This window comes from Streptomyces sp. NBC_00162 (assembly GCF_024611995.1).
Lineage (GTDB): Bacteria > Actinomycetota > Actinomycetes > Streptomycetales > Streptomycetaceae > Streptomyces.
Genome location: NZ_CP102509.1, coordinates 4262086 through 4282105, shown reverse-complemented (window position 1 = coordinate 4282105; position 20020 = coordinate 4262086). Strand labels below are relative to the sequence as shown.

Here is a 20020-nt window from a genome sequence, read left to right as displayed (position 1 = left end):
ACAGGGCCCCCACGACCGCTTGAACTCAAGCTGGTGGTGGGGGCCTTGTCGCGTGTTGCTACGATCCACAGACTTTGCGGTGGGGGGCACGGCAACGCGGATCGCGACCACCCCCTGCGCACTTCCTGGGGGTGGGACTTCAATGAGACGGTCACGTGTGCTGGGCGCCCTCGCGCTCGCACTGGCCATGGGGGTCGGCGGCCTGACGGCCGTATCGGCCACGGCCGGACCGACGGCCGCCGACGACCTGACGATCGCGCCGCCGCCGCACAAGGACCCGGCGCGCCAGGCCGTCTCCGGAGCCGGTACGGGCCTGGTGATGTACCGGGACGGAAGCTGGTTCTGGCGGAGCCTGAAGGACGGCCGGGAAGCATCCGGCGCGGGCTGCAGCGTGTCCGGCTCGGACCTCTGGTGGGCGGCCTCCGGCGACTCCGTCGTATGCGAGAAGTCCAGTGGCGGATCGGCACCGGGTCCGATGCACCTGCACGACTTCGCCTCGGGCAAGAGCGAAACGCTGACTCCCCCTGCGGGCCGAGCCTGGGCCAAGGCCTTCTCACCGACCCAGGTGCTCGCCACGGAGGTGGACCAGGCGGGCTGGCTCACCCTGCATCTCATCGGCCGGGAGAACGAGCCGCGCAAGGACGTGGTCGTCACCTCACCCGACAGGTTCGGGACCTCCCGTTTCCGCGTGCAGGCCTTCGACGCCAAGGGCGCGCTGGTCTCGTACCTGAACGGCAAGGGCGGCGAAACCGTGGCCCTCCTCGACTTCGCCACGGCGACGCTGCGCCCGGTGCCGATGCCGGACGGTGTCACGGACACGGCCCTCGTCACGTTCGGGCTCGGCTCGCAGTGGATCGCGATGGAGAACTCGGGCAAGGCGACGCTGCGTTCGCGCGCCGACGGCAAGGTGAGCCACACGGTCGACCTGGCCACGTCGTCGGCGGAGTCCGTCCAGCCCGTGGGCGACTGGCTGCTCGCCCAGGTCCCGAAGGGACTGACCGCGGTACCCGTCGCGGGCGGAGCGACGCGCACCCTGCTGCCGCGGACCGGGAGCGACCCGATCCTGCCCGGAACGGACGGCGCCGCCTACCTGGCCGGCGGTACCGACTCCAGTCACTGGGGCATCCAGCGCATCGAGCCCGGAACCGACGGCGCTCCCGTGATCAAGGAGGCCCTGCGCGTTCCGCCGAACCCCGCGGACCGCGTGGGCCTCGCCTTCGCCCAGGGGCAGCTGGCCGTGGGCCAGACCGACCCCGCCCGGAGCGTCCAGGGCTACACGGCCTCGGTGTCCGGCCCCGCGACGGTGTCCCAGACCCCCTCGTGGAAGTGCGACGTCATGGTGAACCAGGAGGTCTGCGGCGTCCAGGACGCCGTCGGCACCCGGAGCGTCGCGACGGGCGACGGCCGGTTCCTCTCGCTGTCGTCCGTTGACGCGGGGAACTGCTCGTCGTGCGCAATCGCCGTGAACGTGATGGACGCCGGAGCGGGCGGCGCGGTGCGCCGGGTGACCCTGGCGGGCAAGACGCAGTTGCAGCCGAGCCACATCGAGAGCGTCTCGGGCCGCTACGTGCTCATCGTCGCGACCGAGAACTCCGCCTCCCGCCTCCTCGTGGCGGACATCGACGCCGGGAAGATCCTGGACGTCAACGCCTCCTCGTCCGCCGTCCTGTGGGGGTCCGTGCTCTGGCAGCCCGAGGGTGACAAGGGCGTGGTGGCCGGGACGGACCTGCGGACCGGGCAGATCACGCAGCGGGTGGACCTCGGTTCGGGCTGCCGCCCGTACGAGCTCGCGGTCAACGGTGGCTGGTTCTACTCCACCTGTTCCTTCTACGGGGACGGCGCCGCCGCCTTCCACCTGCCGTCCGCGAAGCGGATCCCGCTGCCCTTCACGCCCGAGCGCCACCGCGTGCGGCTCGGCGACGGCTACGTCGTGCACCAGGGGGGCGTCGGCCTGGAGGTCTACAACCTGCGCTCCGGCGCGCCGGTACGGGAACGCGAGATCGCCCAGTACGTCAACAGCTACGGCAACGACTGGACCATCGACCGGTTCGGCGGCCGGCTGGCGTACACGGACGCGAGCGAGACGGTCCACCTGGCCGGAGTCACCGGCTCGGCTTCCCCGCTCGCGGCGATCGACCAGGACGTTCCCGCGACCGTGGACTTCAAGACCGCGAAGAACTGGCCGTCGCGCTGGTGGCTGTCCAAGCCCGTCGCCTCGTGGAAGCTGACGGTGCGCAACAAGACCTCGGGCATCTCGACCGTCGTGCGCAGCGGCGGTGAGGCGCGCGGTGTGATCGCCCCCGCGTGGGACGGCAAGAACCAGTGGGGGACCTACCTCTACGCCGGCGACTACGAGTGGACGCTCACCGCCAGGCCCGCCGACGGCCAGGGCGCCGAGCTCCGGACCACCGGCTCGGTCAAGGTCACCGCGGTCCCGTTCCGCGCGGTGCTCCCCGCGGTCCGCTGACCCCGACAGGCCGGTCAGCCGATACCCGATCGGCTGACCGGCGCTGTCCGGCTATGCTCTGGGGTGAGCACGCCGAGGGCCATTAGCTCAATTGGCAGAGCAGCGGACTTTTAATCCGTTGGTTGTCGGTTCGAGTCCGACATGGCCTACTGCTCAGGGCCCGCGGGGGACAACCCCCGTGGCCCGTACGACGAAGCGCCCCACCCGATCACTTCGGGTGGGGCGCTTCGTCGTACGGGGTGCCGGTCAGGCGGAGATGCCCCGGCGGCGGCGGGCGCCGAGCCAGGCCGCGGCCGCGCCGAGGGCGACCAGGGCCGCGGCGAGGCCGGCGTACAGGCCCGTGCCCGACTGGGCGCCGGTGGCGGCCAGCGAGCCCGAACCGGTGGTGGCCACGTGGGTGTTGCCCGCGGCGGCGGCCGAGGAGGAGGTGGCCGCGGCCGGCTGCGCCACCGTGGAGCTGCCCGGGGTCTTGGTGGGCGTGGCCGACGGCGTGGTGGTCGGGGTCGAGGAGGGCGCCGGCTCCGCGAACGGGACGAGCGGGAACTGCACCTCGACGGACTTGAGCGGGTACGTGTTGCCCTTGGCCGGCGCGACCTCGACCGACATCGTGATGGTGGTCTTCTTCTTGATCTTGGTGTCCTTGCCCAGGCTGACCCGCAGCGGCAGGGTGCGGGCGCCGGAGGCCGCGCCGAAGCCCTTGGGGATCTCGGGCAGCGCGTAGCGGCTGTCCTGGGCCTTCAGGTCCTGCCAGCGGCCGTCGATCAGGGCCTGGAGGCGGAAGTCGGCCGCCTCGTCGCCCGGGTGCGTCAGGCTCAGGCTGCTCGCGAGGCCGGTGGCGAACTCGCCGTCGCCGGTGGCCTGGTAGTTCAGGTCCCAGTACGCGCGGTGCTCCTGGCCGCCCGTGTCGGAGCTGCCCTGCTTGAACCAGGTCTTCAGCTCGCCCGTCTTGATCTGCGGGCCGACCTTGAAGAGGTGGGAGCCCATGCCGTCGGCGGCCACCGAGTTGTTGTAGCTGGCGGCGCGGAGGTTGAAGTCCCCGTTGTTGGTCGGGTAGTTCGCGCCGAGGCCGAGGGTGACCTTCCAGGTCATCTTGCCGTTCGCGGGGATGTCGAAGCCCTTGTCCGACTCGCCCGGGGTGGCGGCCGCCGGGAAGAACATGCCCTGCCACTCGCCGTCCTGCTGGCCGATCGAGGACTTGGTCGCGGGGGCGTCCACCGCGTCGACCTTGAAGACCACGTCGTCGTTCTGGAGCCGGCTCGGACCGGTCGGGTCCAGGAGCATCCACGGCTTGTACGTGACGGGCTTGCCGGTCGGGTTCTTCACCGTGAGGTCGAAGGTCTCGGTGACCCCGCCGCGGGTCAGCGGACCGTTGGGGACGGGAGTACCCATCTCCGTACGCAGCACGGCGTGGTCGCCGGCGGTGGGTGCGGCGGACGCGGCGGTGGCCGAGAGCGGCAGCAGAGTGGTGACAACGCCGGCGACGACTGCGATGGCGGCTGCGGTGCGAACGGACATGGTGGACTCCCCCCAGGAATCACATGGGCACGGCAGAGCGCCGGGCCGGTTGGTGTGGTCGGTGTCGCCTCGCCGGTTCGTGTTCCCCTCGGCCTTGGCGACAGGTGAATCTTCACCCGCGAGCGATCCCGGAACCATCCCCGCAGTGTCACCAGCGTGCAACAGAGATGATCTTCGCTCCGGCATGCCGGTTTGGGGCCGGTTGAACCCTCCTGACCTGGGGCTATGGGGGGGCGTGGGGGTGGGTGAGCGGTTAATTGGCGGAGGCCTCCCCCCGGATGGGCTAGAGTTGGGTTTACCGACGCGGGGTGGAGCAGCTCGGTAGCTCGCTGGGCTCATAACCCAGAGGTCGTAGGTTCAAATCCTGCCCCCGCTACTCAGTACGAAGGCCCGGTTCCCCTTGGGGAACCGGGCCTTCGTCGTGTTCCGGTCCGTCAGCTCACGCTTCGTCACCCGATCGGCCACCGCCGGGTCGCCCTACGGGCACGCGTGCCGCCAGCCTTGAAGGGCGAGGCGGTGGCCGGCCCGCACCCGTGCGAGCGACCGGGCGGCAGGAGAGCAGCGTGGTGGGGCTGGGCCGGCAGGACAACGGCGAGCGCGAGCGCCCGGAGGGCGAGGGCGCGGACGGTGCCGTCAACGGTGTGGCCCGGCAGGTGGTCCGGGTGCTGCCGGCCGCGCTGATCACCCTCGGGCTGGTCTTCGATCTGCTGACCCCGCCCAGCTTCACCGGATCCCCCTTCTTCTCGGCGGCCCCGCTGATCGCCGCCCCGCTGTTCAGCCTCCGGGCCACGGCCGCGACCGGCGCGCTGGCCTCGCTCGCGGTGATCCTGCTGCACCTCTACCACGGCACCACCTGGAAGGTTGAGGCGCTGACCGAGCTGGTGACCGTCCTGACCGTCTCCGGGCTGGCGCTCCTGATCAACCGGGTGGTGCGGCGCAGCGGCGAGCGGCTCGCCTCCGCGCGCGGCATCGCCGAGGCCGCGCAGCGGGCCGTACTGCCCACGCCCGCCGAGCGGATCGGGGGCCTGCACGTCTCCGCCCGGTACGAGGCCGCGCAGGCCGATGCCTTCATCGGCGGGGACCTGTACGCCGTCCAGGAGACCCCGTACGGAGTGCGGCTGGCGGTGGGCGACGTACGGGGCAAGGGGCTGGGCGCGGTGGAAGCCGTGGCAGTGGTCCTGGGGGCCTTCCGGGAGGCGGCGGAGACGGAGCCGACGCTGGAGGACCTGGCGCGGCGGCTGGAGCGGGCCCTGGCCAGGGAGGGCACCCGGCGCGACAGCCTGGACGCGGTCGAGGGGTTCACGACGTGCGTGCTCGGGGAGATCCCGCCGGAGACGCAGGTGCTGCGGCTGCTGAACCGAGGCCACCCCGAGCCGTTGCTGCTGCACGCGGACGGGGAGCTGGCGGTCCTCGCCCCGGCCGAGCCGGCCCTGCCGCTCGGCATGGCGGAGCTGGGCGGCTGGCCGGACCGGGCGGAGGAGTGGGCCTTCCCGGCGGGGACCACCCTGCTGCTCTACACGGACGGGCTGACCGAGGCCCGGGACCGGGCGGGGGCCTTCTACGATCCGGCGGACCGGCTGCGCGGGCGGGTCTTCCCCGGGCCGGAGGCGCTGCTCGGCGCGCTCAGCAGCGACGTGCGCCGGCATACCGGGGGCGGGGCGACGGACGACATGGCGCTGCTCGCGGTTGGCCGGCCGGGCGAGGGGCAGCCGGAGCGGCGGCGGACCGTACCGGTGGTGCGGCGCGACGACAGGCTGTAACGGTCAGTGAGGGAAGCGACGCTCTCTGCAAGATGGCTGACGGAACGTCATGATCCGGATGTGGCTGGAGTGATATCGGAGTCGCCCGAATTTTGCCTGAGTTGATCCGGTTTCATGGCGAAAAGTCTTGGCCAGAGCCCGTCGGGGAGTGGCTGATTGGTGTGAACGATCAATCGCAACAGCTTGGAATCACTCCCCTCCGTCTATTACCTTTCGATAACGCAGCGCGGTCGTCCCGGCCGTCGCAAGAGACGGCGCCGCGCCGTGCGCGATCGCGTCAATGAGGAGTGTGCCCCGGTGGCCTCCAACTTGCCTGCCCCTGAAGGCATCGAGAACCAGGAGCCGCCGAGCGCGGGTGCCTGGGGCGAGTGGAATCCCACCGAGGATTCGGTCCGTTCGGTCCGCGGCAAGCACCGCGTGGCCAAGCAGCGCGGCGGACTCGCCCGCAGCTCCACCGTCCTCGGCGTCGGCGTCATCGCGGCGGTCGGCGCGAGCGGCATCGCCACCGCCCAGGACCGGCCCCAGGTCGCGATATCCATGCCGTCGCTGCCCGACCTGCCCGACCTGATGCCCGGCGGCTCCGGCGCCGAGATCACCGGGTTCACCGGGGACGACGTCCGGCACGCGGAGGCCGGCTCCGGGCAGGCGGCCGGGACGGCCGCGAAGACCGGGATCATCCCGCAGCAGGCGGACCGGCGCGCCGACGCCGGCGAGGTGCTGCGCAACCGCATCCTCCAGCAGGCCGACTCCCAGCAGGCCGCGGCCGCGGCGCAGGCCCAGGCGGAAGCCGAGCGCGTCGCCCGGGAGACCGCCGCCCAGGAGGCCAAGGACAAGCTGGAGGCCGCGCACAAGGCGGCCGAGGAAGCGAAGGCCGCGGCCGAGGCGAAGGCCGCGGAAGAGGCCAAGGCAGCCGAGGAGGCCGCCGCGGCCAAGGCCGAGCAGGAGCGCCTCGCGAAACTGGCCGGGAGCTACTCCCTGCCCACCTCTGCCTACACCCTCACCTCGCACTACGGCGTCGCCGGCTCCATGTGGTCCTCCGGCTACCACACCGGCCTCGACTTCGCCGCCCCCACCGGCACCCCGGCCAAGGCCGTGGCCACGGGGAAGATCACCTCGGCCGGCTGGTCCGGTGCGTACGGCTACCGCATCGTGCTGGAGCTCGAGGACGGGACGGAGATCTGGTACTGCCACCTCTCGTCGATGTCGGTGACCTCCGGCACGGTCTCCCCGGGCGAGACGATCGGCCGCGTCGGCGCCACCGGCAACGTCACAGGACCCCATCTCCACCTGGAAGTACGCAAGGGCGGCTCGACGATGGACCCGCTGGCGTGGCTGACCTCCAAGGGCCTGAACGTCTGAATCCCGCCCAGGCGGAGCCCGTCCTGGCGGAGCCCGCCCAGGCGGAGCCTGCCCAGGGGCCGGCCGTTCTGGCGTTGCCCGCCCGCCGCGGAGCCGGTACGCCGGTCCGCACGGCCCCGGGCGCCGTATCGGGCCGGGGCAGGGGGTCGAACCACGGCGGAAGCAGCTCCTCCATGACCGCCGCCCGGGCCAGCGCGGGACCCGCCGTCGCCCGGCGCAGCCAGAGCCGGTCCAGCAACTCCCGCTCCCGTCCGGCGAAATCGGGCTCGCGCCCCGGGCCACCGCGGCGCGCCCGGTTCCGCAGCAGCGCCAGGGCTGCCGCGTCGGCCTCGTACAGGGCGACCGCCCGCGCGGCGGCCCGGCCCCCGCTGCGCCGGGCCAGGGTGCGGGCCAGCGACCGGGCCGGCATCGAAGCCAGGGCGGGGACCTCGGCCGGACCGAGCCAGCCCGCGGCCGCGTACACCGCGAGCTCCCCGGCGACGGCCCGCAGACGCCGGCGCCTTATCCGCACGGCCAGCCACAGCAGCAGCCCGAACACCGGGACCATCACGCAGCCGTAGACCGTGTAGAAGCCGTACTCCCCCAGCCGCGAGGAGCTGTTCCACAGTGCGTGCAGGCTCATGGCGAGCGCCAGGCCGAGCAGGGGCAGGACGATCCTGCGCCCCCGGCGGGCGCTGAGCGCGGCCGCGCCGAAACCGAGCCCGGTGAGCACCGTGAACAGCGGGTGGGCGAACGGCGACAGCACTATGCGGACGAAGAAGGTCGCGGCCGTGATCGAGTTGAGCATGCCGGTGCCTTTGGACAGGTCCTCGTCGAAGGCGTTGCCGAGGTAGAGGATGTTCTCGGTGAAGGCGAAGCCGGTGGCGGTGAAGCCGGCCACCACGAAACCGTCGGCGGGGCCGGTGAAATGCCGTCTCCGGAAGAGGAAGACGAGGAGCAGGGCCGCCGCTTTGGCGGTCTCCTCCACCACCGGCGCGATCGCCACCGAGCCGAGCTGATCGGCATCGGAGGGGTCCGCGGTGGCCGCGGCTATCCACTCGGTCGCGAAGCTGTTGGCCAGTATCGCGATCAGCGCCGCGGTGCAGGCACCCCAGCCGAAGCAGAACAGCAGCTGCCGCCAGGGCGCGGGCGCGGCCCGGCCCAGCCACCGGAAGGCCGCCATGAGCGGCGCAACCGGCACCAGGGCCAGACCGAGACCTACGAAGAAGCCCGGGGTGCCGGTCTGTTCCCGCACGAGCTCGAGGATCGTGACCCCGGTGGCGGCGAGCAGGACGAGGAGCACGCACGTGCGGACCCTGCCCGACGGGCGTGCGAGCACAAGGGGGAGCGCTCGGAACACATCATGACCCTACAGAGCCGGTCTGACACGTGCAGTGACGTTGTCAGTTCTCCGTGCGACGGAAGAGCAAGTCGTGTACGAGGTGCCCCTTGTCGAGGCCCTGGCCCTCGAAGCGGGTGAGCGGCCGGAAGCCGGGGCGCGGTGAGTAGCCGCCGTGGTCTTGGGTGTTCTCGAAGTCCGGGTGCGCGGTGAGCACTTCGAGCATCTGCTCGGCGTACGGCTCCCAGTCGGTCGCGCAGTGCAGCACGCCCCCGGGGGCCAGGCGGGTCGCGGCCAGGGTCAGGAACTCGGGCTGGATCAGCCGGCGCTTGTGATGGCGGGCCTTGGGCCAGGGGTCCGGGAAGTACACGCGGATCCCGGCCAGGGAGTCGGGCGGCAGCATCTCGCGGAGCAGGATGATGGCGTCGCCGTTGGCCACCCGGACGTTGGTGAGGCCGCCCCGCTCCGCGAGGGCGAGCAGGTTGCCCTGCCCGGGAGTGTGGACGTCGGCGGCGAGGATGCCGGTGCCGGGGTCGGCGGCGGCCATCTGCGCGGTGGCCTCGCCCATGCCGAAGCCGATCTCCAGGACGACGGGGAGGCCGTCGAAGAGGGTCTTCAGATCGATGACCTCGTGGCCGTCGATGTCCAGGCCCCAGGTCCCCCACAGGCGCTTCAGGGCTTCGCCCTGTCCGGTGGTGACCCGGCTGCGGCGGGGCTGGAAGCTCCGGATGCGCCGCTCGTGGTGCGAGCCGGCCGGATCCGGGGAGGGCCCGTCGGGGAAGCGGGGCTCGGTGCGCCACTTGGGCGGCACGTACGCGTTCGCCTCCGGCGCGGCGTCCGGGAGGCTGGGCGGCTGGGGGTTCAAGGACTCAGACACAATGCGCTGATTCTACGACGGGGGCGGTGCCCTGCCGGGCCCCGGCCGCCGCCGCGGGCCCCCGGGCCCCGGGCCCCCGTTCCCGGGACGCCTCAGGCCGAGGCGAGCGTGCGCAGCGCGCGGGTGGCGATCTCGCGGCCGATCGGGAGCGAGGCGGTGGCGGCGGGCGACGGGGCGTTCAGCACGTGGACCGTGCGCGGGGCGTCCCGGATCAGGAAGTCGTCCACCAGCGTGCCGTCCCGCAGGACGGCCTGCGCGCGGACCCCGGCCGGGGCGGGGCGGAGGTCCGCCGCGGTCACGGCGGGCAGGAGCCGGCGTACCGCCTGGGTGAAGGCCTGCTTCGACAGCGAGCGGTGGATCTCGCCCACCCCGTACCGCCAGTGCCGCGCGGCCATCCGCCAGGATCCCGGCCAGGCCAGCTCGGAGCCGATGTCGCGCGGGCGGATGGTGGACCAGGCGTATCCCTCGCGGGCCAGCGCGGGCACGGCGTTCGGGCCGACGTGGACGCCGCCCGCGATGCCCCGGGTCAGGTGGACCCCCAGGAAGGGGAAGGCGGGGTCGGGGACCGGGTAGACCAGCCCGCGGACCAGATCCGGTCGGGTCAGGTCGTAGTACTCGCCCCGGAAGGGGATGATCCGCATGCCGGGGTCGTCTCCGGCCAGGCGGGCGATCCGGTCGCACTGGAGGCCCGCGCAGTTCACCAGGACCCGGGCGCGGACCACCAGGCCCGAGGTGGTGCGGACCGCCACCGCCGATGCGCGGCGGGAGATCAGGTCCACCGCGCCGCCGTAGACGATCTCCGCGCCCGAGGACTCGGCCAGCTGCGCCGTCACCCGGCCGTAGTCCGCGATGCCGGTGCTGCCCACGTGGATCGCGGCCAGGCCCTGGACCTCCGGCTCGTACTCCGAGATCTGCGCCGGGCCGAGCTCGCGCACCGGAATGCCGTTCTCCCGGCCGCGCTGCACCAGCGCGTGCAGCCGCGGCAGCTCCTCGCGCTCCGTGGCGACGATCAGCTTGCCGGTCACCTCGTGCGCGATGCCGTGCTCCGCGCAGAACTTGACCATCTCGGCGGCGCCGCGCACCGCGAAGCGCGCCTTGAGCGAGCCGGGGCGGTAGTAGATCCCGCTGTGGATCACCCCGCTGTTGCGGCCCGTCTGGTGCCGGGCCGGGCCGGCCTCCTTCTCCAGGACGACCACTTTGGTCCCCGGAGCCAGACGTGACAGGGCATGCGCCGTCGACAGGCCGACGATCCCGCCACCGATCACCAGCACATCGCAGTCCACGCCGCCGCCCACGCTGACACCTCCCACCCCTGCATACTGCACCCCGCCACCGACAACGCGGCCACGCGGCCCCTACGCGGGCGCCACCAGCAGCGGCCGCGCCCGCTCGCGCAGCTCCGCCACGCGCGGTTCGTCCCCGTACGGTTCCAGGCGGTGCAGCAGGTCCCGTACGTATTCGGTCGTCCGCGCCGAGGAGATCCGGCCCGCCACCTCCACCGCCCGGGTGCCCGCCGCGCAGGCCGCGTCGAGATTGCCCGACTCGAGCTCGGCGACCGCGCTCACGACCAGGCGCAGCCCATGTGACCGTACATACTCCTCGGTGGGCCGGGACAGGGCCTGTTCGGTGAAACGCCTTACCTGCCGCGGGAGTTTGAGGTCCCGGTAGCACTCCGCCGCGTCCGCTGCGAAGCGGTCGTACGAGTAGAAGCCCAGCCAGGTCGGGTCCGGGTCGCCGGCCCGGGCGCGTTCGAGCCAGCCTTCGGCCGCCCGCAGCGCGGCACCCGCGGCCGTGGAATCGCCCGCCTTCGCGTGGGCCCGGGCCTCGACGAGGCGGAAGAAGCTCATGGTGCGGGCGGTGGCCAGACCGCGGTTGCGCTCGACGGCCGCCTGCGCGAGGTCCACGCCCTCGTCCGGGAAGTCCCGGTAGGTCGCCTGCAGGGACATCGAGGCCAGGACGTATCCGCCGAGCGGTACGTCCGCGGCCGCCCGGGCGAGGCGCAGCGCCTGGATGTAGTAGCGCTGGGCCGCCTCCTGCTGGCCGGTGTCGAAGGCCATCCACCCCGCGAGCCGGGTCAGCTCGGCGGTCGCGCCGAACAGGGCGCGGCCCACCTCGTCGGTGTAGGAGCCCAGCAGCAGGGGCGCCGCGTCCACCCGGAGGCACTCGGGCACCATCGACGAACGCCAGTCCCCGCCCCCGTACTTGGAGTCCCAGCGGCGGGCGTCCTCGGCGGCCTCGCGCAGCTTGGTCACATCGCTGTGGCCCACGCGCTGGCCGTGGTCACGGGGCGTTTCGGGTCCGGGCTGGGCGGGCACAACGGTGGACGGCGGAGCCGGCAGGCTTCCCGCCGCACCCGTCACGGGCCCTGTCGTCGGACCGGTCGCCGGTCCAGCGGCTTGTCCCGTGGCCTGTCCTGAGACCTGTCCGACGACCTGTCCCACAGCCGGTGTCTTGCGTACCGGTGCGTCACTCGCCGCTGCGTCGTGCACCGGCACGTCTTGAGCCGAGGGGGTCAGAACCGAGCCGCCCGCACCCGAGGGCTCGCGCGCCACCGAGCCGTCGGCAGGAGATATCAGCCAGCGCGAGGCGGGCGTCGCGTAGGCCGCCACCGAGAACGAACCCGCCAGCGACTGCCAGATCCCGCCACCGCCGCGCCGCCCGGCCAGGTCGAGCCGGTAGAGGTCGGTGGCCGACCGCACCGCCGCGCCCACGTCGCGCGGGAAGGCCAGCCCGACCTCGGGCGCGGGATCCGCGTCCGCCAGCCCGATCTCGTGCAGCGGCACCGGCCGCCCCAGCTTCGCGCCGATGGCGGCGGCGATCAGATGAGGTGCGGCGCCCTGCGGCACCATCCCCTTCGACACCCACCGGGCCACCGACGTCTTGTCGTACCGAAGCGTCAGGCCGCGCTGTGCACCGAGGTCGTTGACCCGCCGGGCCAGCCCCGCGTTGCTGATGCCCGCGAGGGCGAGGACGGCGCCGAGCTTCTCATTGGGCTCGCGGAGCTCCCTGGACATGCGCCACCCCTCGTCACACGCGGAACGCAGACGCCGCCGGGGCATAGGCGCCCGGCATTTCGTAAACCCAGCGTAGTTCCCCGCCTCCCAAGCGTTAAGGCCCCGACTTCCGTATGGCGGGATTGTTGTCCGTTTGCACAGTCCGCCCCGGCCTGGTCTCCGGGGCGCACGTGTCATCGCGTGCTCCGTCCGTGTGGCCGTGCGCCCGCCCGTGCGCTCTGGTCCGTCCGGGGACCCGGCGATTCGATGTGCGGTGCGTGGGTCGGCCCGCTGCGCGGATCGGGCGGGCCGGGGGATGCCGCTACCTCAATCCCCGCGGGTGGCGGAACGGTCCGGGGGGCGGATTCCGCCTCCCGGACCGCGCCCGCGCACCCGGGGGCCGGCGGCCCCCGACGGCTCTCAGGACGGCCGAAGAATGGCCGAAAGCGACCTATGGGGCGGGGGGAACGGAACGCCAAATACCGCGTGGCGGGGGCGTGTTCGTTTGCATGTGCGCCCCCTTTAATCACTCTCGCACGCCTGTCCCGTGGCAGCATGGACCCGAGCCACCCGGGGTCCCGCCGACCGCGCCCTCAGCGCCGCCGTGCTGCCCGTGCCCCGGTCATGTGCCCACAGGCTGGGGAGGCGGCGGTGCGCTGGTTGGTGGGTTGGAGCAGTATCGCCGCGAGCTTCGGCACGGCCGGCCGCGTCTTCGGCCGCGACTCCGGCCGCGACTCCGGCCATGGGCCCAAACACGGCTCCGGCCAGGGCGGTTACCCCGACACCGGGTACCCGGGAGGCGGCGCCCCGCCGCACGGCGGCATCGCGGACGCCGCCCACGCCGACGACCCCGGCGCGGACGCCGAGCGCACCGTCCACCCCGTCGGAGCCCAACTGCTGTGGGGAGACCCCGACCCGCTCTGGGCCGTCGGCGACTGGCGCCCCGACGAGATCCGCACCCTCACCGCCGACCCGGCCGACCCCTTCACCCGGCTCGCGGTCCTCGGCTGCTGCGGCGCCACCGACGCCGAGCTGAGAAGAGCCCTCTACGCCGCCCGCGGCGGAGCCCTGCGCCACCTCACCCAGTGGTCCGGCAGCTACACCGCCGTCGTCCAGGCCGGTCGCCGGATCACCGTCGTCGGCGACCTCGCGGGCGCGCGGCCCGTCTTCTACACCCCCTGGGCCAGCGGCACCGCGTACTCGACCGCCGCCCTCCCGCTCGCCGACCTCATCGAGGCGCAGCTCGACATCGGCCATCTCGCCGCCCTGCTGGCCTGCCCCGACAGTCCGGAGGCACTGGGCGACGGCACACCGTACGCCGGGGTCCGCCGCATCCCGCCCGGGCACGCGCTCATCCTGCGCGAGGGCTCCCGCGAGATCACCGGCTACGAGCCCGTCGCCTCGCTCGCCGTGGCCGGGCCCCAGGCCGATCCCGACCGCGCGGTGGAGGGCGTACGGGAAGCTTTGGTGGATGCCGTGCGCGCCCGGCTCACGGCCCCCCGCCATGCCCCCGACGCAGCTCCGCCGTACGATCCCGGCCCCGTACCCGGCATGGGCCCCGCCGACCGGCGTGCGGCCCGGGGCGCCCCGGCGCCGGGGGTCGGCGCCGACCTCTCAGGCGGCAGTGCCTCCGCGACCCTGGCCCTGCTGGCGGCCGGCCTGCCCGGCGCCCCCGGCACCCTCACCAGCCCCGCCGGGGCCCGGCTGCTGGCGGTCACCTTCAACGACCTGGCCACCCCGCAGGGCCGCGAGGACGAACTGGAGCGGGCCCGCGCCATCGCGGCCGACCCGCGCCTGCACCACGTCGTGGTGGCCGCCGCCGAGGAGGCCCTCCCGTACGCCGAACTCGACGGCCCGCTGACCGACGAACCCGGCCCCTCGCTGGTCTTCGCCGCCCGCGAGCGGCGCCGGCTGGCCGCCGGTTCCGCGGACCACTTCACCGGCCACGGCGCCCGCCAGGTCCTGGACGCGCACCCCGCCCGCCTGGCCGACCTCCTGATGGACCGCCGCCGGCGCCACCTGCTGCGCCCGGTGGCGGCACTGGCCCGCTCGGCATCCGCTTCCGGGGAGTCCCTGCTGGTGCCGCTGACCGTGTACTCCGCGGCCCGCAGACTTGCCCGTACGACGTACCGCGCGGGCATGGAAGCCGCCGCGGCCAGGCTCCGCGAAGGCGGGGTCACCCAGCGCGCTTCCGGTCCGGTGGACGCCTCCCTGGCCGCCCTGACCTGGTCCCGTCCGGGCCCGGCGGCGGGCTGGCTGACGGGCGAAGCCCTGGCGGAAGTATCGATCCGTCTCGCTGCCGCGGCCGGCCGCCCTCCCCTGTCGCTGCGGCCGGGAGAGGCCAGGGCCCGCGCGGTCCTCGCCCGGCACGCCGCGGACCACCGGGTCTTCGAACAAGCCGTGGAGGTCCGCAGCCAGCGCCTGCACGCCCCGTTCCTGGACAACCAGGTCGTACGGGCCGCCCGCGGCCTCCCCGAATCCCTGCGCGTCCAGCCCGGGGCCCGTGCCGCGATCCTGCGCACCGTCCTGTCCTCGGCCGGGGTGCGGGAACTCCCGCCCGGCTGGGGGGCCACCGCCCACACCCCGAACGAGACGGCGACCCGGCTGGGGCTGCGCGCCGCCCTGAGCGACCTGCTCGCCCTCTTCACCTCGCCGCTGCTCGCGGACGCCGGGCTGATCGACGCCCGGGTCGTCCAACAGGCCCTGCTCGACGCGGCGGACGGCCGCCCCGTCCCGCTCGACGGGCTGGCGGAACTCGTCTCGATGGAGCTGTGGCTGCACCGCCTCCTGGCCCGCCGCGGCACCTGCTGGACGGGCACGTCCGCGGCCCGCCGCCGCGCGGTGCCGGAGGGAGTCCCCGTGCACCGCCCGGCCCTGTCCTGACGCGAACGCGGGACGCCGAACCCCGGACGCCGGTCGCCGGACGCCGGGCGCTCAGCGGCAGCTGATCACCGAGTCGGCCCAGCTCGCCAGCGCGGGCAGGTGGCCCGGACCGGCCTTCTCCGTCACCAGGCGCAGCGTCTTGCGCCCGGCCAGCGAGACCTGCACGGCCGTCGGCGGATCCCCGTACCCGAGGGCCGCGGACTGCCACAGCCGTTGCCCGTCGGCGTACACGGAGAACCGCACCGAGCCTCCCCCGGACTCCGTCCGGGGGGACCCCCAGGTGACCATCGACAGGCCGTCCACCCCGGCGCGCGCCGAGAAGGCGGTGCACTGCCGGTTGAGGGTGATCTCCACGGAGGAACGGGAGTTCACGGTGATCCCCTGCCCGAACCGCCTGTCTCCCACCTCCAGGCCCCAGCGCTGCCACACCCAGCTGCTGCGCCAGGTCTGGATCTCCGGGCCGTCGTGGTCCCCGTAGACCGACTGACCGAGCCGGGCCAGCTGGAACCCCTGGGCCGGCTTCGGCGCGGGCGGTGTGGGGGCGGGGCTGGGCTTCGCCGAGGTCCGGCTCGGAGACGGGGCGGGCGACGGCTTCTCCCGGCTCGGCGAGGAAGAAGGCGAGGGGCTCGGCGGGGCGGGAGCCGGCGCGGCCGACGCTGACGGCTTGGCCTGCGGCCGCGGCGGTACGGAGCCCCGCGCGGGCGGCGGCTCCTCCTCGGGCGCGGTCGGCGCGGGCGAGGCGGGGGCGTTCGGCACCGCCGGCGCCGCCACGCTGGGGGCGGGCTTCGCCTGGGCCTGAGGCTCGGTGTCGTCCCCGGCCAGCGCGAACACCACCCCGGCGGCGGCCGCGACCGCGATCCCGGCGGCGATGGCGGCCTTGGCCGGCATCCCCAGCCCCTCGGACACCACGGCGCCCCCGGCCCCGGCACCCGACCCAGCCCCACCGGCAGCCCCTCCTGCCCCACCCGCAGCACTCGCTCCACCGGCGGCACCCGCACCGGCCGCCCCACCGGCGGCTCCGGCCCCGGCCGTCGACCCGGCAGTGGCAGCCGCAGCGGCCCCGGCTCCGCCCGCGGCGACGGCCCCACCGGCCACCACCCCGGCCGCCTTGGCCGCGTACCCGGCGGCGAACCACCCGATGACCGCGACCGGAAGCAGCGCGGGAATGCCCGCGTTGACGTCCCTGAGCTCCCCGGCGGCCAGCCGGCACTTCGCGCACTCCTCCAAGTGCTTGCGCAGCCCCCGCTCCGCCCGCATCCGCAGCCCGCCGCGCGCATACGCGCCCAGCCGGTCCGCGTACCGCGCGCAGTCGCCGCCCTCACTCAGCGCCGAACTCACATGCGCCTGCAGATACGCCTGCTTGAGCCCCTCGCGGGCGCGACTGGCCAGCACCGCCGTCGCGTTGGCGCTCAGCCCGAACAGCGGCGCGATCGCACTCGGCGAGGCCTCCTCGACGGTGGTGTGCCACAGCACGGCCTGCCACCGCTCGGGCAGGCTCCGGAAGGCCTGCATGGCCAGCGACTGCTCGGCCTCGTGCATCGCCCGGACGTCCGCGCCCAGTTCGAGGGTGTCGTCCCCGGACAGGCCGGACAGGCCGGACATCCCGGCCCCGCCCTCCGTACCCGTGGACGCCTGCTCCGCGAAGACGGCGAAGTCCTCGACGAGGTGCTCCCGCCTGGCGGTCTTCGTCCAGGCCGCGGCGACCCGGCGCACGGTGGTGAGCAGATAGGCCCGCACCGACTGGTCCGGCCCGGCCCCGCCCCGTACCGCCTGAAGGGTCCGCGCGAACACTTCGGCGGTCAGGTCGTCGGCGGTGTGCCCGTCCCGGCAGCAGGTCCGCGCGTAGCGGCGTACGGAATCGGCGTGCCGGCGGAACAGCTCCTCGTACGCGCCGTCGTCACCGCCCCGCATCCGGGCGATCAAGTCCCCGTCGGACGGCGGCAGCTCACCACCGATGCCCGCAGGAGCGGCGTGCCGACCTCCCGGCTCGCGCTGCGCGGGTACCTGCCGAGCTGGCAGACTGCCCGCCCCGACCTCGCCGCCGGCGCCACCGAGTGGCTCTTCACGCCCGTCAACGTTCATCGCGGAAGCCCCCGCACGACACACTCAACCGGTACACCGATCAAGCGTGTCACACGGCGGCCACGCGTCGAACCCTTCCGCAGGCCATCCACTCATCCGGGCACAATTCGACGAAACCCCGTACGGGCACGCGTATTGACGCACGGTCGTGCGAGCGGACACCGCCCCCGGCGGCGGTCACATCGTCCGGGACCGCAGCCCTTCGAGCAGGATGTCGAGCAGCCGTGTCGAAGCCGCCGCCTGGTGCGCCGGGTCGGGCAGCGCGGGCGCCGCCGTCGCTATCACCAGCAGCACATCGGCCACCGTGACGTCGGTGCGCAGCGCACCGGCCTCCCGGGCACGGTCGACCAGCCGGCCGACGACCTCGAGCAGCGCACCCGCGCCCGAGTCCTCCGAAGGCTCGTCCTCGCTCGCGGGCCGGGCGCCCACGACGCGCAGCTCGGGAGCCCCGCCGGCCGTGACGGCCTGACGCTGGTGCGGAACCCGCGCCGCCTCGGTCTCCTCGGCGCCGTCCTCGCTCGCCGAGCCCACCCGGAGCACCTGCGGCGGCAGCAGCCGCCCCGCGCCCGAGGCCACGGAGGTGCGAAGGAAGCGCGACAGCGCCTGCCACGGCTCCTCCTCCTGGCCCAGCGCGGCCTTGGCCTGCTCGGTCAGCCGTGCGGTCTCTTCCTCGGCTATCCGCCGGACCAGCACGTCCTTGCTCGGGAACCGCCGGTACACCGTGCCTACGCCGACCCGCGCGCGCCGCGCCACGTCCTCCATCGGAGCCCCGTAGCCCAGCTCGCCGAAGACCTCGCGTGCCGCGCGCAGCACGTGCTCCAGATTGCGCTGGGCATCGACGCGCAGCGGCGTGGACCGGCCCACACCGTGCGTGGTGCTGCCGCCCGCGATACCGCGACCGTTGCTCTCGACCGAGAGCGCGGTCGCAGAGCCATGGAAATCGGAAATGTTCATATGTTTCCCCCGGTAATCATTTGTCTCCCCCCGGAGACACTCCCCGCCTTCACGCCGAGGGGGCCACGGTCAAGTGGGCCCGGTCCTACTCCTCGACGAGATACGAACATAGTTGAGCCAGAGTCAATTCAGAAGAGGCAGCCCCGGACGGAGCACCGCCCGATCGGAGCATTCACCCCCACTTTTCCGTTCCGTGCTCCCGGAACCATCCAGTCCGCATGCCCTGACCTGCGGATCTACACCCCCATCCACGGTCCGCTTCCACCCCGCCCCAGCACCACCTCCGGTCACACAATTTGCCGGGCCTGTGGACAAACTCCCGGCCACGTTGCGTCATGGGATGGTGAAGGCTGCTAACTCCCGGGGCGCGGCCCCCGGTACCCCGCCCCGCACCCGCATCCTGGTCGTCGGCGGCGGCTACGTCGGCATGTACACGGCCCTTCGGCTCCAGCGAAAGCTGAGATCCGACGAAGCCGAGGTCACGGTGGTCACCCCCGAGCCCTACATGACCTACCAGCCCTTCCTGCCCGAAGCGGCGGCCGGTTCGATCTCGCCCCGCCATGTCGTGGTCCCGCTCCGCCGCGTCCTCGACAAATGCCGCATCGTCATCGGCGAGGCCCGGCGCATCGACCACTCCAAGCGCACCGCCACCGTCACCACCCTCGCCACCGACGAGGAGGGCACCGGCGCCACCGAGATCGAGTACGACGAACTCGTCCTCGCCCCCGGCTCCATCTCGCGCACCCTGCCCATCCCGGGACTCGCCGACTACGGCATCGGGTTCAAGACCGTCGAAGAGGCCATCGGCCTGCGCAACCACGTCATCGAACAGATGGACATCGCCTCCTCCACCCGCGACCCCGCCCTCCGCGACGCCGCCCTCACCTTCGTCTTCGTCGGCGGCGGCTACGCGGGCGTCGAGGCGCTCGGCGAACTCGAGGACATGGCCCGCTACGCCGCGCGGTACTACCACAACATCAAGCCCGAGGACATGAAATGGGTGCTGGTCGAGGCCAGCGACCGGATCCTCCCTGAAGTCGGCCCCGAGATGGGCGTCTACACGATCCGCGAACTGCGCCGCCGCAACATCGACCTCCGCCTGGAGACCCGGCTCGACTCCTGCGAGAACCGCGTCGCCGTCCTCAGCGACGGCGCCCGCTTCCCCACCCGCACCATCGTGTGGACCGCCGGCGTCAAACCCCACCCGATCCTCAGCGCCTCCGACCTCCCCAAGAACGAGCGCGGCCGCCTGGCCTGCACCGCCTTCCTCACCGTCGAGGGGGTGGAGCACGCCTGGGCCGCCGGCGACGCCGCGGCCGTTCCCGACATCACGGCCCCCGAGCCCGGCCGCGAATGCGCCCCCAACGCCCAGCACGCGCTGCGCCAGGCCAAGGTCCTCGCCGACAACCTCATCGCCGCCCTGCGCGACGAAGTCCTCACGGAGTACGCCCACAAGTACGCCGGTTCCGTCGCCTCCCTCGGTCTCCACAAGGGCGTCGCGCACATCTATGGCCGCAAGATCAAGGGCTACCCCGCCTGGTTCATGCACCGCGCCTACCACCTCAGCCGCGTCCCCACCTTCAACCGCAAGATGCGCGTCCTCGCGGAATGGACCCTCTCCGGTCTTTTCAAGCGGGAGATCGTCTCCCTAGGCTCACTCGAACACCCCAGGGCAGAATTCGAACTCGCCGCAGGAGGCGGACCCAAGGAACCCCCGCCGAACCCGGCTCCCAACCCCCCGCAGGACAGCCAGGGCTGACGTTGTCAGTGCGGTCGGCCACACTGGACGTGTGACCATAGGTGGGCTCACAC

12 protein-coding genes and 2 tRNA genes are annotated in these 20020 nt (G+C 73.4%); 7 read left to right on the top strand and 7 right to left on the bottom strand.

The window, feature by feature from the left end; genetic code table 11:
* The first annotated feature begins 142 nt into the window (after window positions 1–142).
* Window positions 143–2467: a hypothetical protein gene (locus tag JIW86_RS19920; RefSeq protein WP_257555214.1), complete on the top strand. Its 2325-nt coding sequence runs from the start codon at window positions 143–145 to the stop codon at window positions 2465–2467.
* Window positions 2468–2543: 76 nt separating this feature from the next.
* Window positions 2544–2616, top strand: a tRNA-Lys gene (locus JIW86_RS19915).
* A 97-nt stretch (window positions 2617–2713) separates the two neighbouring features.
* Here the strand turns inward: JIW86_RS19915 and JIW86_RS19910 are convergent.
* Complete coding sequence (locus tag JIW86_RS19910) at window positions 2714–3982, bottom strand: hypothetical protein (protein ID WP_257555212.1); 1269 nt, start codon at window positions 3980–3982, stop codon at window positions 2714–2716.
* A gap of 302 nt (window positions 3983–4284) precedes the next feature.
* Between JIW86_RS19910 and JIW86_RS19905 the strand changes: the two genes are divergently transcribed.
* From JIW86_RS19905 to JIW86_RS19895, 3 genes are all read left to right on the top strand, one after another.
* A tRNA-Met gene (locus tag JIW86_RS19905) sits at window positions 4285–4358 on the top strand.
* A 187-nt stretch (window positions 4359–4545) separates the two neighbouring features.
* Entirely contained in the window at window positions 4546–5742 is a 1197-nt protein-coding gene (locus JIW86_RS19900; protein WP_416237579.1) for a PP2C family protein-serine/threonine phosphatase, read from the top strand.
* 297 nt (window positions 5743–6039) lie between these two features.
* Window positions 6040–7101, top strand: coding sequence for a M23 family metallopeptidase (locus tag JIW86_RS19895; RefSeq protein ID WP_215146353.1), 1062 nt, complete (start codon window positions 6040–6042; stop codon window positions 7099–7101).
* On the opposite strand, the gene JIW86_RS19890 is transcribed toward JIW86_RS19895, so the two are convergent.
* From JIW86_RS19890 to JIW86_RS19875, 4 genes are all read right to left on the bottom strand, one after another.
* Complete coding sequence (locus tag JIW86_RS19890; protein WP_257555210.1) at window positions 7010–8440, bottom strand: PrsW family intramembrane metalloprotease; 1431 nt, start codon at window positions 8438–8440, stop codon at window positions 7010–7012. The two genes, JIW86_RS19895 and JIW86_RS19890, sit on opposite strands and share 92 nt — an antisense overlap.
* A gap of 43 nt (window positions 8441–8483) precedes the next feature.
* Window positions 8484–9296: a tRNA (guanosine(46)-N7)-methyltransferase TrmB gene (trmB, locus tag JIW86_RS19885; protein WP_215146355.1), complete on the bottom strand. Its 813-nt coding sequence runs from the start codon at window positions 9294–9296 to the stop codon at window positions 8484–8486.
* A gap of 92 nt (window positions 9297–9388) precedes the next feature.
* Complete coding sequence (gene lhgO / locus JIW86_RS19880) at window positions 9389–10621, bottom strand: L-2-hydroxyglutarate oxidase (RefSeq protein ID WP_215146356.1); 1233 nt, start codon at window positions 10619–10621, stop codon at window positions 9389–9391.
* A 30-nt stretch (window positions 10622–10651) separates the two neighbouring features.
* A complete protein-coding gene (locus JIW86_RS19875; protein ID WP_257555207.1) occupies window positions 10652–12310 on the bottom strand; it encodes a sporulation protein in 1659 nt (552 codons plus the stop codon).
* A 630-nt stretch (window positions 12311–12940) separates the two neighbouring features.
* Between JIW86_RS19875 and JIW86_RS19870 the strand changes: the two genes are divergently transcribed.
* Entirely contained in the window at window positions 12941–15172 is a 2232-nt protein-coding gene (locus tag JIW86_RS19870) for an asparagine synthase-related protein (protein ID WP_257555206.1), read from the top strand.
* A 51-nt stretch (window positions 15173–15223) separates the two neighbouring features.
* On the opposite strand, the gene JIW86_RS19865 is transcribed toward JIW86_RS19870, so the two are convergent.
* The gene (locus JIW86_RS19865) at window positions 15224–17254 is read right to left on the bottom strand and encodes a sigma-70 family RNA polymerase sigma factor (RefSeq protein ID WP_257555204.1); all 2031 of its coding nucleotides are present in this window, start codon (window positions 17252–17254) and stop codon (window positions 15224–15226) included.
* Window positions 17255–17431: 177 nt separating this feature from the next.
* On the bottom strand, window positions 17432–18208 hold the full coding sequence (locus tag JIW86_RS19860; protein WP_257555202.1) for a TetR/AcrR family transcriptional regulator: 777 nt from the start codon (window positions 18206–18208) through the stop codon (window positions 17432–17434).
* A gap of 340 nt (window positions 18209–18548) precedes the next feature.
* Here JIW86_RS19860 and JIW86_RS19855 point away from each other — a divergent pair, with 340 nt between their 5' ends.
* Window positions 18549–19967: an NAD(P)/FAD-dependent oxidoreductase gene (locus JIW86_RS19855; RefSeq protein WP_257555201.1), complete on the top strand. Its 1419-nt coding sequence runs from the start codon at window positions 18549–18551 to the stop codon at window positions 19965–19967.
* Window positions 19968–20020: the final 53 nt, after the last annotated feature.

Excerpts from the sequence above, each read along its gene's own strand:
- JIW86_RS19920 (WP_257555214.1), top strand. The coding sequence starts at position 143 with ATGAGACGGTCACGTGTGCTGGGCGCCCTCGCGCTCGCACTGGCCATG.
- JIW86_RS19910 (WP_257555212.1), bottom strand. The coding sequence starts at position 3,982 with ATGTCCGTTCGCACCGCAGCCGCCATCGCAGTCGTCGCCGGCGTTGTC.
- JIW86_RS19875 (WP_257555207.1), bottom strand. The coding sequence starts at position 12,310 with ATGTCCAGGGAGCTCCGCGAGCCCAATGAGAAGCTCGGCGCCGTCCTC.
- JIW86_RS19865 (WP_257555204.1), bottom strand. The coding sequence starts at position 17,254 with ATGAACGTTGACGGGCGTGAAGAGCCACTCGGTGGCGCCGGCGGCGAG.
- JIW86_RS19860 (WP_257555202.1), bottom strand. The coding sequence starts at position 18,208 with ATGAACATTTCCGATTTCCATGGCTCTGCGACCGCGCTCTCGGTCGAG.
- JIW86_RS19855 (WP_257555201.1), top strand. The coding sequence starts at position 18,549 with ATGGTGAAGGCTGCTAACTCCCGGGGCGCGGCCCCCGGTACCCCGCCC.